Source organism: Phenylobacterium sp. T106, assembly GCF_057219735.1.
In genome coordinates this window covers 94,936-107,464 of sequence record NZ_JBXVWA010000012.1, presented here as the reverse complement: position 1 = coordinate 107,464, position 12,529 = coordinate 94,936, and the positions used below count along the sequence as shown (strand labels likewise).

General features: G+C 71.4%; 15 protein-coding genes. 4 read left to right on the top strand and 11 right to left on the bottom strand.

Annotated features, from left to right (window positions below):
* Positions 1 to 268 precede the first annotated feature (268 nt).
* Positions 269 to 1,360 (bottom strand): ribosome small subunit-dependent GTPase A, encoded by a 1,092-nt coding sequence (rsgA, locus tag AC2D8W_RS20660; protein ID WP_484673117.1) that lies wholly within the window; start codon positions 1,358 to 1,360, stop codon positions 269 to 271.
* 218 nt (positions 1,361 to 1,578) lie between these two features.
* On the opposite strand from rsgA, the gene AC2D8W_RS20655 reads away from it, so the two are divergent.
* Positions 1,579 to 1,884 (top strand): GNAT family N-acetyltransferase, encoded by a 306-nt coding sequence (locus AC2D8W_RS20655; RefSeq protein ID WP_484673116.1) that lies wholly within the window; start codon positions 1,579 to 1,581, stop codon positions 1,882 to 1,884.
* 4 nt (positions 1,885 to 1,888) lie between these two features.
* On the top strand, positions 1,889 to 2,254 hold the full coding sequence (locus AC2D8W_RS20650) for an iron chaperone (RefSeq protein ID WP_484673115.1): 366 nt from the start codon (positions 1,889 to 1,891) through the stop codon (positions 2,252 to 2,254).
* A gap of 13 nt (positions 2,255 to 2,267) precedes the next feature.
* Here the strand turns inward: AC2D8W_RS20650 and AC2D8W_RS20645 are convergent, their stop codons facing one another.
* Positions 2,268 to 3,017 carry a PEPxxWA-CTERM sorting domain-containing protein gene (locus tag AC2D8W_RS20645; protein ID WP_484673114.1) on the bottom strand — a complete coding sequence of 250 codons (750 nt, stop codon included), beginning with the start codon at positions 3,015 to 3,017 and terminating at the stop codon, positions 2,268 to 2,270.
* Positions 3,018 to 3,071: 54 nt separating this feature from the next.
* Positions 3,072 to 3,860 (bottom strand): tRNA1(Val) (adenine(37)-N6)-methyltransferase, encoded by a 789-nt coding sequence (locus AC2D8W_RS20640; RefSeq protein WP_484673113.1) that lies wholly within the window; start codon positions 3,858 to 3,860, stop codon positions 3,072 to 3,074.
* A gap of 172 nt (positions 3,861 to 4,032) precedes the next feature.
* On the opposite strand from AC2D8W_RS20640, the gene AC2D8W_RS20635 reads away from it, so the two are divergent.
* On the top strand, positions 4,033 to 5,001 hold the full coding sequence (locus AC2D8W_RS20635) for a polyprenyl synthetase family protein (RefSeq protein WP_484673119.1): 969 nt from the start codon (positions 4,033 to 4,035) through the stop codon (positions 4,999 to 5,001).
* Between the two features lie 37 nt (positions 5,002 to 5,038).
* Here AC2D8W_RS20635 and AC2D8W_RS20630 read toward each other — a convergent pair whose 3' ends face one another.
* Genes AC2D8W_RS20630 through fumC form a run of 4 tightly spaced genes read right to left on the bottom strand, consistent with a single transcriptional unit; the run spans position 5,039 to position 7,438 of the window.
* Entirely contained in the window at positions 5,039 to 5,347 is a 309-nt protein-coding gene (locus tag AC2D8W_RS20630; RefSeq protein ID WP_293480863.1) for a CcdB family protein, read from the bottom strand.
* On the bottom strand, positions 5,348 to 5,584 hold the full coding sequence (locus AC2D8W_RS20625) for a type II toxin-antitoxin system CcdA family antitoxin (RefSeq protein ID WP_484673112.1): 237 nt from the start codon (positions 5,582 to 5,584) through the stop codon (positions 5,348 to 5,350).
* A gap of 31 nt (positions 5,585 to 5,615) precedes the next feature.
* A complete protein-coding gene (locus AC2D8W_RS20620; protein WP_484673111.1) occupies positions 5,616 to 6,047 on the bottom strand; it encodes a GNAT family N-acetyltransferase in 432 nt (143 codons plus the stop codon).
* Positions 6,047 to 7,438 carry a class II fumarate hydratase gene (gene fumC / locus AC2D8W_RS20615; protein ID WP_484673110.1) on the bottom strand — a complete coding sequence of 464 codons (1,392 nt, stop codon included), beginning with the start codon at positions 7,436 to 7,438 and terminating at the stop codon, positions 6,047 to 6,049. Before fumC ends, AC2D8W_RS20620 begins: the two co-directional genes overlap by 1 nt.
* Before the next feature lie 85 nt (positions 7,439 to 7,523).
* On the opposite strand from fumC, the gene AC2D8W_RS20610 reads away from it, so the two are divergent.
* Positions 7,524 to 7,880 carry a RusA family crossover junction endodeoxyribonuclease gene (locus tag AC2D8W_RS20610; RefSeq protein ID WP_484673109.1) on the top strand — a complete coding sequence of 119 codons (357 nt, stop codon included), beginning with the start codon at positions 7,524 to 7,526 and terminating at the stop codon, positions 7,878 to 7,880.
* Positions 7,881 to 7,957: 77 nt separating this feature from the next.
* Here AC2D8W_RS20610 and sciP read toward each other — a convergent pair whose 3' ends face one another.
* The 4 genes from sciP to AC2D8W_RS20590 form a co-directional block, all read right to left on the bottom strand.
* Positions 7,958 to 8,245, bottom strand: coding sequence for a CtrA inhibitor SciP (gene sciP, locus AC2D8W_RS20605; protein ID WP_293480872.1), 288 nt, complete (start codon positions 8,243 to 8,245; stop codon positions 7,958 to 7,960).
* 167 nt (positions 8,246 to 8,412) lie between these two features.
* Positions 8,413 to 9,798 (bottom strand): flagellar hook protein FlgE, encoded by a 1,386-nt coding sequence (locus tag AC2D8W_RS20600; RefSeq protein WP_484673108.1) that lies wholly within the window; start codon positions 9,796 to 9,798, stop codon positions 8,413 to 8,415.
* A 50-nt stretch (positions 9,799 to 9,848) separates the two neighbouring features.
* On the bottom strand, positions 9,849 to 10,607 hold the full coding sequence (locus AC2D8W_RS20595) for a flagellar hook assembly protein FlgD (protein WP_293480876.1): 759 nt from the start codon (positions 10,605 to 10,607) through the stop codon (positions 9,849 to 9,851).
* A complete protein-coding gene (locus AC2D8W_RS20590) occupies positions 10,607 to 12,100 on the bottom strand; it encodes a flagellar hook-length control protein FliK (RefSeq protein WP_484673107.1) in 1,494 nt (497 codons plus the stop codon). Before AC2D8W_RS20590 ends, AC2D8W_RS20595 begins: the two co-directional genes overlap by 1 nt.
* Positions 12,101 to 12,529 lie beyond the last annotated feature (429 nt).

The window sequence follows — 12,529 nt, the reverse complement described above, 5'->3', positions numbered from 1 at the left end:
GCATCGTCCCCAAAAGATCCTCCCCCCTTGGGGGAGGTCCGGCGGCGCGACGCGCCGGCGGGGAGGGGGTAGCCGGCAGGGCCTTCGCCGCAAGACCCCCTCTCGCTTCGCGAGCTCCCCCAGAGGGGGAGCATCCCCACCAAAGATCCTCCCCCCTGGGGGGAGGTCCGGCGGCGCGACGCGCCGGCGGGGAGGGGGCAGCCGGCAAGGCCTCCGCCCCACAGCCCGGCGAGCCTCCCGCCGACCGCCCGCGCACGGCCCCGCCGCCTCAGCCGCCGTCCGGGCCCCGCCGCTTGTGCTTGATCCAGGCCCGCGACGCCTTGTGGCGGCTGGCCCAGAGCCTGCGGTTCTCCTTGGCCGCCGCAGGGTCCTCGCGCCGGTGCTCGTAGGCCAGTTCGGCCTGCAGCTTCTCGTACGCCGCCAGCCGCTCCGCCGGCAGCTCTCCGGACGCGATGGCCGCGCGCACCGCGCAGCCCGGCTCGCCCTTGTGCCGGCAGTCGGCGAACCGGCAGGCCGCCGCCAGCGCCTCGACGTCCTCGAACGTCGCCGAGACGCCCTCGTCGGCATTCCACAGGCCCAGCTCCCGCATCCCCGGCGTGTCCAGGATCAGCCCGCCGGACGGCAGCAGGACCAGCTCCCGGTGCGTGGTCGTATGGCGGCCCCGGGCGTCGTCCTCGCGGATCTCCCGCGTGGCCATCCGCTCCTCGCCGGCCAGGGCGTTCACCAGCGTCGACTTGCCCGCGCCCGAGGAGCCCAGCAGCACGGCGGTGCGGCCGGGCGCCAGGTGGGCGGCCACCGCGTCCAGCCCCTCGCCGGTCTTGGACGAGATGGCCAGCACCGGCGCGGTCACGGCGATGGCCTCCACCTCCGCCACCTGGGCGGCGGCGTCGTCGGCGATGTCGGCCTTGGTCAGCACGATCACCGGGTCGGCGCCGCTCTCGTAGGCGGTGGCGAGGTAGCGCTCCAGGCGGCGCAGGTTGAGGTCGGCGTTCAGCGAGGCGACCAGGAAGGCCACGTCGGCGTTGGCCGCCACCACCTGGGCGCCGCCGCGGGTCCCGGAGGCCTTGCGGATGAAGGCGGTCCGGCGCGGCAGCACGGCGTGGACGAGCGCCGTGGTCTCGCCGGGCCGGGCCTCGACGGCGACCCAGTCGCCGGCGGCCGGCCGCTCGGAGTCCGCGCTCGCGCGCATGAGCGCGCCGGAGGCCCGGGCCTCGATCTCGCCGTCCGGCGTCACGATGCGATAGCCGCCGCGCTGCTGCACGACGATGCGGCCGGGCACGAGGCCCTGGGCGGCGTAGGGTTCGAAGTCGGCCTGGAGGCGATCGCTCCAGCCGTAGGCGTCGAGTGCTGAGGTCAGCAACGTGGATGTCCTTGTTGTCGAAGGCCGCGGACCTTCCGGTCCCTGGGGCGTCGACCGCGGATCATCCCCGGATCACGGGGATCTGCCTGTTCAGGCGACCGGCGGCGCGACGCAGCGAGGGGCTGCGCGGACAATGGGCGACATCGAACCTCTCCTCTGCTGGCCGTTCCGGACGCCGCGGACCTTGGCGGCCCGCCCGCTTCGCGTCAAGTTGGGGCATGGCCGACATCCAGGTGACCGACAACGCCGCGAAGAGCCGCTTCGAGGTGTCCCTCGACGGGGACACCGCCTTCGCCGAGTACCGCCTCCAGCCGGGCCGGATGGTCCTGCCGCACACGGTCGTTCCGCCGGCCTTCGAAGGCAAGGGCGTGGCCAGCGCGCTCGCCCGCCATGCCTTCGGCGCGGCCCGCGAACGCGGCCTGAAGGTCGTCCCGACGTGCCCCTTCATGGCCGCCTGGGTGAAGAAGCATCCCGAGGCCCACGACCTGGTCGACGAGAGCTGCAGGGCCGAGCTGGGGATCTGAAGCCATGGTGACCTCGATCGCTCAGACTGTGGACGCTTGGTTCGAGACGGTGGACCCGAAGCGGGAGGCGGCGCTGCGCGCCGTGCGGGCCAGCGCGCTCAAGCACTTCGGCGAGCGCTCCGAGGGCATGCGCTACGGCATGCCGGGCTACACGCGCCCGGACGACGCCACGCCCGTCTTCGCCTTCAACAGCCAGAAGCAGTACATCTCGCTCTACGTGAGCCCCCGGGTGCATCCGCTCCACGCCGAGGCGCTGAAGGGCCTGGACGCGGGCAAGAGCTGCATCCGCTTCCGCCGGCCCGAGCAGATCGACCTCGACCTGCTGGACCGCATGCTCGCCGACAGCGCGAAGCTCTCGCCGGTGACCTGACCGGATCGGCGCCTCAGCCGGCGAGGCCGGCCCGCGGCCGCGTCCGCCGCAGCATGGCGCCCGCACCCGCGAAGCCCAGGATCATGAGAGCCCAGGTCCCGGGTTCAGGCACATAGGCGCCGCTGAGGCTGTAGGCGCGGTTGTTGGCGTTCCCGCTCAGCGGTCCCCAGGCGCCGTTCGCGAACTGCCGCTGGTAGGCCAGGCCCGAGGCCGGCGTCGAAGCGCTCCAGCCGAACAGCGGGCTGAAGCTCGCCTGCAGCGAAACCGGGGACACCCAGTAGCGCACGCCGCCGGTCGCCAGGAAGTCCGTCGGCAGGGTCGCCGACCACTCGTAGACGTTGACGTTGTCGCCGGAGAAGACATCGGTTCCCAGGAGGGTGACGGTGACGTCCGCGGCGTCGATGTTCGCTGTGTAGAGGTTTGCGTCGGTGTCCGGCGTCGCGAGGTTGTCCCCGTAGAAGCCGACCTGCCAGGTCTCGGTGATCGGATCGGGCGCGGTTCCGGAACCGACGCCGTCCTGCCACACGAAGCCCCGCCACGTGACGGTCTGGATCCGCGCGTCGCGGCTCAAGGTGAAGTTGTCGAAGGTCTGGAAACCGTAGAGGCTTCCGTTCACGTCGCCCAGCGTCGACGTGCGGCAGGCGCCGGGCGGGCAGGCCTCGTTCGTACCCGCCTGCAGGTACAAGAGTTCCGCCTGCGCGGGCGTCGACAGCGCCAGGAGGGCGAGCCCGGCAACGAAAACGCCACGTAGAGCGGACGACATCGCGACCTCGTGGTTATGGCTATCGGCAAAGCCAGACAGCCGCGACCGGAGATGTCAAGGCGACTCCCCGCCAGGGGGTATTCGGGCGCGCGTGGGAAGCTGGACCCGCCAGGGCAGGTCGGCTTCGCCGCGCAGGATGGCCTCCACGTCCGGCCGGTGCTTCGCGCCGCCGCGTTCGTGCAGGACGAGCGGCGGCAGCAGCTGCAGCGGCGCCTTGCCCGTCTTGATGGCGCGCACCAGCACCCGCTTGGCCGGCGCATCGGCGAACGGGTGAATCGGCCGCACCTGGAACGAGCCGGCCTTGGCCGAGAGGTGTGACAGGAGGTCGGCGAGCCGGTCCGCCCGGTGGATCACCGTGATGGAGCCGCCCTCGCGCACCGCCTTCAGCAGGAACTCGGCCCAGCCCATCAGGCCCTCGTCCGCCATCCAGGCCGCCGCCTTCTCGGGCGCGGGCGGTCGCAGTTCGGCGGGATCGTCGAAGAACGGCGGGTTGGCCAGGGCCGCGTCGAACGGCGGCAGGCCGAGGTGCGAGAAGCGCCGCCCCACGTCGCCCTCGATCACGTCGACGCGATCCGCAAGGTCGTTGAGGGCGACGTTCTCGCGGGCGAGGGCCAGCGCCTCCGGCTCCCGTTCGAGGCCGGTGAACCGGGCGCCCGGCCGTCGGGCCGCCGCAGCCAGGAGGGCCGCGCCGGGCCCGCACCCGGCCTCCAGCACCCGCTGCCCGTCGGCGGCGTCGCAGGCGGCGGCCAGCAGGGCCGCATCCAGCCCCGCGCGATAGCCGCGCGCCGGCTGCCGCAGGCGCAGGCGGCCATCCAGCAGGCGATCCTCGGTGACGGAGTCCATCCGGGGCGGATCTCGGCGTGAGCGTCTGAACGTGTTCGGCGGGGGCCGCTTGACCGTGCCCTATCGCGTCACCATTGTCCCGGCAAACGGCGACCGGTAGGGCCCGGACGCTTTGGCAGGTAAGGAATACCCCGTCTTGGAAGCCGCCCAGGCCGTCGCTGCGCCGCCCTCGCTGGACCTGCTCCTCACGCTGGCCGGCCCCGACATGCGCGCCGTGGACCAGCTGATCCGACATCACATGGACAGCCCCGTGCCGGTGATCCCGGCGCTGGCGGACCACCTGATCGCCGGCTCGGCCAAGCGGCTGCGCCCCCTGCTGACCATCGCCGCGGCCCGGCTCTGCGGCGCGCGGGACGACGCGTGCCTCAAGCTCGCGGCGGCAGTGGAGTTCATCCACACGGCGACCCTGCTGCACGACGACGTGGTCGACTCCTCCGAGCTGCGCCGCGGGCGCGTCGCCGCGCACCTGATCTGGGGCGCCCCCGCCAGCGTGCTGGTGGGCGATTTCCTGTTCGCGCGCGCCTTCGAGCTCATGGTCGGCGCCGGGTCGATGCCCGCGCTGGAGGTGCTGGCCCGCGCCAGCCGCGTGATCTCCGAAGGCGAGGTGCTGCAGCTCACCCGCAGCCACGACCTGGACCTCAGCCAGGAGGTCTACATCGACATCATCAAGGCCAAGACCGCCGAGCTGTTCGCCGCCGCCGCCGAGGCGGGCGCGATCTCGGCCGGCGCGTCGCCCGAGCGCTGCCGGGCGCTGCGCAAGTTCGGCCAGGACCTGGGCCTCGCGTTCCAGCTGATCGACGACGCCCTCGACTACTCCGGCGATGCGGCCACCCTGGGCAAGAACCCCGGCGACGATTTCCGCGAAGGCAAGGTGACGCTGCCCCTCCTCTTCGCCATGGGCCGGACCGCGGCGTCCGAGCGCGACTTCTGGGTCCGCACGATCGACCGCCGCGAGCAGGAGCCGGCCGACCTCGACCACGCGCGCGAGCTGATGCGCGAGACGGGCGCGCTGGACGACACCCTGGCGCTGGCGTGCCGCTATGCCGACGCGGCCAAGGCGGCCATCTCCGAGCCCGGCTCCAACAGCTGGCTCCCCGCCCTCCAGGACCTCGCCGACTTCGCCGTGCTGCGCCGGGCTTAGGGCGGGTCGCTTGGCTCGTTCTCGGCGGGACGCCGCCCTAGAAGCCGGTGAAGAGCCGGTCGAGGCCGCGCCGGATCGCATCCTCGTGCCCGGCCAAGGAGCCGCGGGTCCCCTTCAACCCGGCTCTCTCGAGGCTGAAGACCTCGCCCAGGGCGATGACGAGCCGCTCGCCGAGGAGGTCGACCTCCAGGTCCAGTGCGGACATTGTCCGCGCGGCGTCACGGAGCACCGGCGCGACCACCACGCTGTCCAGCTGGTGGAGGTGGTGCGATTGCAGCACGACGAAGTACGGGGCGTGGGCCCGTGAACGTTCCGACGGATTATCGACGACGTCGAACTGCCGCACTCACCACTTCCGGAACTCGGCGCCCACTAGTCCGCGCTCACGTATGCGGCGGTTGTAGTCGGCGATGGCCTCGACGTTCTCCTCGGCCCATTTGGCCGCCCGCGCATCGGCCGCCGAGGCGTCGGCGCCCCTCAGGGCCGCGCGGAGCGCCGCTTCGATCACCGCCTCGACCTCGACCCCTGCCGCCTGCGCCTGCGCGAGGAGGTCCGGGTCGATCTTGGGTTCGAGCTTGCCCATGTCGGCAGCATAGCCTGCCGGCCGCCCGGCGTCAGCCGGCCAGGAACTGATGGCTCCAGGCGCGGCCGGAGACGCGCTCGAACCCCATCGCCTCCCAGAAGGCCTCGGCGTCAGGATTCCCTGCGTGGACGGTCACGAGGCGGCTCAGGCCCAGGGCTTCGGCCAGCAGAGCGTTGGCCAACGCGCGGGCCACGCCCGAGCGCCTCGCCCGCGGCGACACGAAGAGGCGTCGCATGCGCCACGCTTCGCCCGGAGCCGCCTCGGGCTCGGGGGTGATGCCGCCGACGCCCACGAGAACCCCGTCCCCGAACGCCGCCAGGAGCGCGGTGAACATCTCGGGAGTTGCGGCGACCTCCGCGGCCAGTCGCCTCATGTGCCGATGGCCCTCGGCGTCGGCCTCCGAGCGCAGGGCGTCGAAGCCGTCCGGCAGCGCGTCGTCGAGCCGGACGAGCTGAAGCGTCATCAGCCCGGGCTGATCATCTTCTCGGGCCGCACCCACTCGTCGAACTCCTCGTTCGTGAGATAGCCGCCGCCGACGGCCTCCTCGCGGAGCGTGGTGCCGTTCTTGTGCGCCGCCTTGGCGATCTTGGCGCAGTTGTCGTAGCCCAGCTTGCCGTTGAGCGCCGTCACCAGCATGAGCGACCGCTCGAGGTTGGCCTTGATGTTGTCCTCGCGGGCTTCCGTGCCCACGACCATGTTGTCGGTGAAGCTGATGGCCCCGTCGGCCAGCAGGCGGCAGGACTGCAGGAAGTTGTAGGCCATCACCGGGTTGAACACGTTCAGCTCGAAGTGGCCCTGGCTGCCGGCGAAGGCCATGGCGGTCTGGTTGCCCATGATGTGGGCGCAGACCATGGTCAGGGCCTCGGCCTGGGTCGGGTTCACCTTGCCGGGCATGATCGAGCTGCCCGGCTCGTTCTCGGGCAGCGCCAGTTCGCCCAGGCCCGCGCGGGGGCCCGAACCCAGGAAGCGCAGGTCGTTCGCGATCTTGAACAGGGCGCCCGCCGCGGACGTCAGCGCGCCGTGGCTGAACACCATGGCGTCGTGCGCGGCCAGGGCCTCGAACTTGTTGGGGGCGGTCACGAAGGGCAGGCCGGTGATGCCCGCGATCTTCTCGGCCACCTTCTCGGCGAAGCCGATGGGCGCATTGAGGCCGGTGCCGACGGCCGTGCCGCCCTGCGCCAGCTCGTAGAGCCCGTAGAGGGTTTCCTTCACGCGCCGGACCGACATGGCGACCTGGTGCGCGTAGCCGCCGAACTCCTGGCCCAGCGTCAGCGGCGTGGCGTCCTGGGTGTGGGTGCGGCCGATCTTGATGATGTGCGCGAACTCGTCGGACTTCGCCTTGAGGGCCGCGTGCAGGTGCTCCAGCGCCGGCATCACGGACCGCGCCACCTCCTCGGCCGCCGCGATGTGCATCGCCGTCGGGTAGGTGTCGTTCGACGACTGGCTCATGTTGACGTGGTCGTTGGGGTGCACGGGCTTCTTCGAGCCCATCGTGCCCCCCATCAGTTCGATCGCCCTGTTCGAGATCACCTCGTTGGCGTTCATGTTCGACTGGGTGCCCGAGCCGGTCTGCCACACCACCAGCGGGAAGTGGTCGTCGAGCTTGCCGTCGATGACCTCCTGGGCGGCCTGGACGATGAACCGGCAGAGCTCGGGGTCGAGCTTGCCGAGCTCCATGTTGGCCTCGGCGGCCGCGCGCTTGACGATGCCCAGCGCCCGGATGACCGGCTTCGGCTGCTTCTCCCAGCCGATCTTGAAGTTGCCGAGGCTCCGCTGCGTCTGCGCGCCCCAGTACCGGTCGGAGGGCACATCGATAGGCCCGAAGGTGTCGGTCTCGGTGCGGGTCGCGCTCATCTGGATGGATCCCCCTCGCTAAGCGCCCCACGGTTTAACCGGCCCGAGGGAGACTGCAAGGCTGCGCGCGGCTATGGGTGCCTCGATGAGCGAGGAATGGGTCCAACACGGGAAGGTGCGCGCCCGCGAGGCCGAGGGCCTGCTCGAGATCACCGTCGATGGACTGACCACCCAGGCGAAGTACTACAAACCCCTTCTCTACGAGTTCTTCCGCAAGGCCTGGCGCGGCAGCCGCCCGGCCTGGGGCGAGTTCGCCGTGGAGATCGCGATGGACTACGTGGGGGAGGCCCCGTGGCTGGACCTCGACAACCTGGCCAAGGCGATCCTCGACGCCATCAAGGGCTACGCCTTCCATGACGACGCCCAGGTGGCGCGCCTGCTGGTGGAGCGACGGCCGGGCGAGCGGGAGCGGATCACCGTGCGGGTTTCGCGGCTGGGCTGAAACGCGAAAGCCGGCCGCGCCCGGGGGTGCTGGGGCGCGGCCGGCTCACGCAGAGCCGTCCGTGAGGCGGGCCGGCTCTAGCGGTACTGTTGCAGACGCGTGGTGCGCAGGCCGGCCATCCCGTGACGCTCGATCGAGCGCTGCCAGGACAGGAATTCGTCGCTCGTCAACGAGTAGCGCTCCAGCGCCTCCTCGAGGCTGATCAGGCCGCCGCGGACAGCCGCGACCACTTCCGCCTTCCGGCGGATCACCCACCGGCCGGTGTTCGGCGGGGGCAGATCGTTCTTGGTCAAGGGCGCGCCCGTCGGGCCGATGACGTAGGTCTCGCCGCGGCTGTTCGTGCGCGTCTGCTGCTGTTGAAGCATGGGCTTTCTACCGCCTCACCATCACTGTTGGCGAGAAGGTGACACAGGGGCCCCTAACGGCCGCTGAATCGCCTTGGTAAAGAAAGGGCTGATCATGAGCTCCCCCATGTACCATTTTAATACAGTAGAGACTAAGTAAGATCATCAGGTGGAATTCAGCGCTAATTCTAGCGCTTGATGTTGATTAGTTCTTCCAGCATCTGGTCAGCGGTCGTGATGATCTTTGAAGAAGCCGAATAAGCTTTCTGGGTCTGGATCAGGCCGGTAAACTCGGCGGAGAGGTCGACCGTCGAGGCCTCGAGGCTCGAGGGCGAGATCTTTCCGGCGCCGCCGACTCCGGCCTCCTTCACGATGAACTCACCCGCCGCGATGGTGGGGCGGTAGGCGTTGCCGCTGATGGGCTGCAGTCCGTCCGGGTTGGGGAAGGTGGCGACGCCCACCTTGGCGACCGTCCGGATCTGGCTGTTGTCGTAGATCGCCGAGATGATGCCGACCTCGTCGACCTCGATCGCCACGATGTTGCCGACGCCCGCCCCGTCCTGGTTGATCGCGTTCACCGTCGAGGTGGCCGAGTACTGGGTGATGTTGTCCAGATCCAGATCGATCGTCTGGGCGGCGAGACCCAGCGAGGGCGCCCAGCGGGGATCGGCCCCGTTGGAGGCGTTCAGGGTCAGCGTCGGGGCAGCGCCCGCCGCGCCGAACAGCGTCGTGTTCGCGAGGTCGATCGTGCCATCCTGGTTGAAGAAGACCTGGCCGCGCGCCAGCTGTCCCGGACGGCCGGCGACCGAAACATCGGTGGCGGGGATCGAATAGATCTCGGCGTGCCACCGGTTGGGGTTGGCCGCGTCGTCCTTCAGGAACGCCATGGCGACCTTGCGCGAGCCGCCGGTGGAGTCGACGACGTTCATCTCGATCACGAAGTCGGGCCGCGTGCCGGTCGAGGGATCGTCGGCGTAGTCCGCCATCGAGGCGACCGTGGTCCCATTGTACGCGGCCTCGCCGGCCGAGACGACGCCGCCCTTGTTGAGGTTGGCGCTGACGCCGATGTTGGCGGTCGGCGCCACGGCTGCGCCGAGGTTGCGCACGTTGATGGAGTTCATCAGCGACAGGTCGGACGGGTTGATGTTGAAGCTGCCGTCCGCCTGCACCGGCCAGCCCTGCAGGTAGAGCCGCGAGTCGTTCACGAGGTAGCCGTCGGCGTCGACGCTGAAGGAGCCGGCGCGGGTGAAGGAACGCGCGTCGGAGGCGGTCAGGCCCGCGCCCTTGTCGGCCACGACGAAGAAGCCGTCGCCCGAGATGGCCAGGTCGGTGGAGGACCCAGAGGCCTGGATCAGGCCCTGCTGGCTCACGAACTGGCGGTTCACCGCCTGCACGCCGCCGGCCGAGTACTGGCCCTTCACCGCCTGGGCGGTGACGACGTTGGCGAAGTTCACCTGGTTGCGCTTGTAGGCGACGGTGTTGACGTTGGCGATGTTGTCCGAGATCGCCGCGAGCGCCGACGAGTTGGCGACCAGGCCGGAGACGCCGGCGCGAAGGGCTGAGTTGATCGACATGACTTAGGTTCCGTTCTCCTGACGCGGGTCCGCCTGCTGCGGGGCCGGCCTCATTGGGCCGCCGCTGGAGGCGACGTTTCGTCGCCCGTGGTGTTGCTGTTTGAGCCGCCGGCCGATGACGAGGCGCTGTTCGAAGCGGTCGTCGCCGGCGCCGGCGGTTCGCGGATGAGGGTGATCTTCTCCCAGGGCACCTGGGCCCCGTTGATGGTGACGACGGTGCCGCCGTCGATCTGCTGCACGCCGGTGACGACGCCCTGGGCCGCCACCGTGGCCGGCACCGCGGAGCCTTCGCTGTCCTTGGCGGTGACGCGGAGCGAGTAGACGCCGTTGGCCATGGTCTGGCCGCCCGCGCCCTTGCCGTCCCAGGTGAAGGTGTGCTCGCCCGCCTTGTTGTCGGTCGGCGCGAGCGTCTGGACCACGCGGCCCTTCGAATCGAGCACCTCGATCTTCACGTCGCTGGCGGCGCGGTCGAGCTTGTAGACCCACTCGGCCTTGCCGTTCGCCAGGGCGGCCACGTCGGCGTCCGCCCGGACCTCCTTGCCGATCAGGCTGACGGCGGTGGCGATCCCCGATCCGGTGTTGGCGACCAGCTTCTTCAGGAGGTCGTTGGTGAGCAGCTGCTGCTCGACCCCGGTCATCTGCACGATCTGCTGGGTGAACTGGTTGGAGTCGAGCGGCGACAGGGGGTCCTGGTTCTTCAGCTGCGTGGTCAGCAGCGCCAGGAAGGTGTCGAAGCTCTCGGCCAGGCGGTTGCGCCCGATGACGCTGGTGTCGGCGCCGGCGGCGACGGTGGAGACGGAATCGACCATCAGATCCTCACATCCACGCCGGAGTTCACGCCTCGGCGAAGGCGCAGCGCGCTGGCTCCGGCGACGTCCGCGGCCTCACCCGCGGTTTCGAGCGCGGCCCGGAAGGCCTGGCCCCGGAAGGCGCGGCCCGGCTCGCCCTGGTCCTGCCAGGCCTGGCCCTGATGGCGGCCCTGGTCGGCGACGTCGAAGGAGAGGCCGCCGGAGAGGTCGAAGCCCGCCTGCTCCAGCACGCGTTGCAGTTCGGCGGCGCGCGCCCTCAGCTCGTTGGCCGCCTGCGGATTGTCGAAGAGCATCGAGGCCGTGAGCTTGCCGTTGGCGCCGATCTCGAGGCGAACGTCCACCCGGCCCAGGCCCGCCGGATCCAGCTCGAGGTCGAAGCGCGTGGACCGCTCCTCGAGCTTCCTGACGATCTGCGCCGCGAGGTTCGCCACGGTCTCGGGCGAGCCGCGGACCCCGTGGGCCGTGTGCGCCGCCGTCGCAGACGACTGGGCGGCGGCCCGGGACTCGGCCTGCGGCGCCGGATCGACGGTGTCGGCGGATCCAATGTCGTCGCCGACAGGCCGCTCGGCGGCCTCGGCCGGCGCAGTGGTGGCGGCCGGCTTGGCGGCGGCCTCGGCGGCCTTCGCCTGCATGGGCTTCGCCGCCGTCTCGGCGGCGCCGGGCGCGTCCAGCGACTCGGAGCGCGCCGAGCCGCCCTTGCGCTCGGACCGCGCCGCCTTGGACGCCGGCTCGGCGCGAGGCGTCTGGGCGGGAGGAGGCGTGACCTGGGCGAGCTGAGAGGCCCCTGTCGGGGTCGCCTCGGGCGCCGAAGCGGGGAGGGGTGCGTCGGGCGCAGCGTCCGCCGTCGCGGCCTTGGACGCCAGGTCCGCGCGCGGGTTCGCGTTCTCGAGCGCGGGCGCCGCGGGGGAGGCGGGGGCCTTGTCGCGGCCAAAGGCGGGCGGCGGTGCGGCCCGGGCGTTCCCGCGCTCGCCGTCGGCCTGGAGCGCCGGACCCGGAGGCGTGGCGCCGGCGGCCGGCGGCTCGGCGTCCGGCGTCGCCTCTGCGGCGACGGCCTCGCCGGCGGGCGCCGGTTCCGCCATCGGCGCGAAAATCGCGGCCGAGCGCAGCGCCTGCCGCTGCACGGCCTGCCCATCGCCCGGAACTTCGGATGTCCCGGCGGTCGGCGCGCCCTGAGGGGGCGCCGGCGCCGTCAGGGCGGCGGCCAGGGCCGAGGGGTCCACCGCAGGCGCGGGGATCAGCTCGACGGACGCGCCCTTGCCGTCTGCATTCGCCTCACCCTTGGACCCCTCCTCCTCGGCCGAGGCGTCGGCCGCGCCGGACGGCGATCCGGCGCCGGTCGGGGTGACGGCGCCGCCCGCGGGGAACAAGGCCGCAAGCAGGGCTTCGAAGCCGGCGAGGCCGCCTGCGCCGGGAGCCCGGCCCGCGGCCTGGCCGGCCGGGCCGGGGCCGGCCGTCGCGGCGGGCTGCGCTGTCGTGATGCTGGACGCGGTCATGGCTTTCGGAAGCCGGAGCTTCGATCTCGAGGGGAGCGCGTCCTGCGCCGGGGTCTTCGGTCGACACCCTGAGCAACCCCCGGGCCAACGTTTCAAATGACTGATTCAAATAGAGAAACGGGGGGTCCGACCGCGCTGAGCGTCGGCGCGACGGCGGAATTTGCCGGGCCGTTCGGGGCCGCGGTGGGTCGATCCGTGCCGCCCTAGCAGCGACAAGCCGGTCCGCGACGGCGTCCTGGCGACGGGCCCCTCGCGGGCGCGCGGCCGTACGTTCGTTCGAACTGGCCCGCCTCTTGCGCCTGTCCCACCGACATCGACCGGGCCTCGGAGGGCCCATGTTGAATCTGTTGAGAAAATTCCGGCCTGACGCGTGCGCGTTCACCCTTGTCCCGGCAGAATCCGCCGGGTCGAGCGTCAGCCTTTGCCGGG

Excerpts from the sequence above, each read along its gene's own strand:
- AC2D8W_RS20655 (WP_484673116.1), top strand. The coding sequence starts at position 1,579 with ATGGCCGACATCCAGGTGACCGACAACGCCGCGAAGAGCCGCTTCGAG.
- AC2D8W_RS20650 (WP_484673115.1), top strand. The coding sequence starts at position 1,889 with ATGGTGACCTCGATCGCTCAGACTGTGGACGCTTGGTTCGAGACGGTG.
- AC2D8W_RS20645 (WP_484673114.1), bottom strand. The coding sequence starts at position 3,017 with ATGTCGTCCGCTCTACGTGGCGTTTTCGTTGCCGGGCTCGCCCTCCTG.
- AC2D8W_RS20640 (WP_484673113.1), bottom strand. The coding sequence starts at position 3,860 with ATGGACTCCGTCACCGAGGATCGCCTGCTGGATGGCCGCCTGCGCCTG.
- AC2D8W_RS20625 (WP_484673112.1), bottom strand. The coding sequence starts at position 5,584 with ATGGGCAAGCTCGAACCCAAGATCGACCCGGACCTCCTCGCGCAGGCG.
- AC2D8W_RS20620 (WP_484673111.1), bottom strand. The coding sequence starts at position 6,047 with ATGACGCTTCAGCTCGTCCGGCTCGACGACGCGCTGCCGGACGGCTTC.
- fumC (WP_484673110.1), bottom strand. The coding sequence starts at position 7,438 with ATGAGCGCGACCCGCACCGAGACCGACACCTTCGGGCCTATCGATGTG.
- AC2D8W_RS20610 (WP_484673109.1), top strand. The coding sequence starts at position 7,524 with ATGAGCGAGGAATGGGTCCAACACGGGAAGGTGCGCGCCCGCGAGGCC.
- sciP (WP_293480872.1), bottom strand. The coding sequence starts at position 8,245 with ATGCTTCAACAGCAGCAGACGCGCACGAACAGCCGCGGCGAGACCTAC.
- AC2D8W_RS20600 (WP_484673108.1), bottom strand. The coding sequence starts at position 9,798 with ATGTCGATCAACTCAGCCCTTCGCGCCGGCGTCTCCGGCCTGGTCGCC.
- AC2D8W_RS20595 (WP_293480876.1), bottom strand. The coding sequence starts at position 10,607 with ATGGTCGATTCCGTCTCCACCGTCGCCGCCGGCGCCGACACCAGCGTC.
- AC2D8W_RS20590 (WP_484673107.1), bottom strand. The coding sequence starts at position 12,100 with ATGACCGCGTCCAGCATCACGACAGCGCAGCCCGCCGCGACGGCCGGC.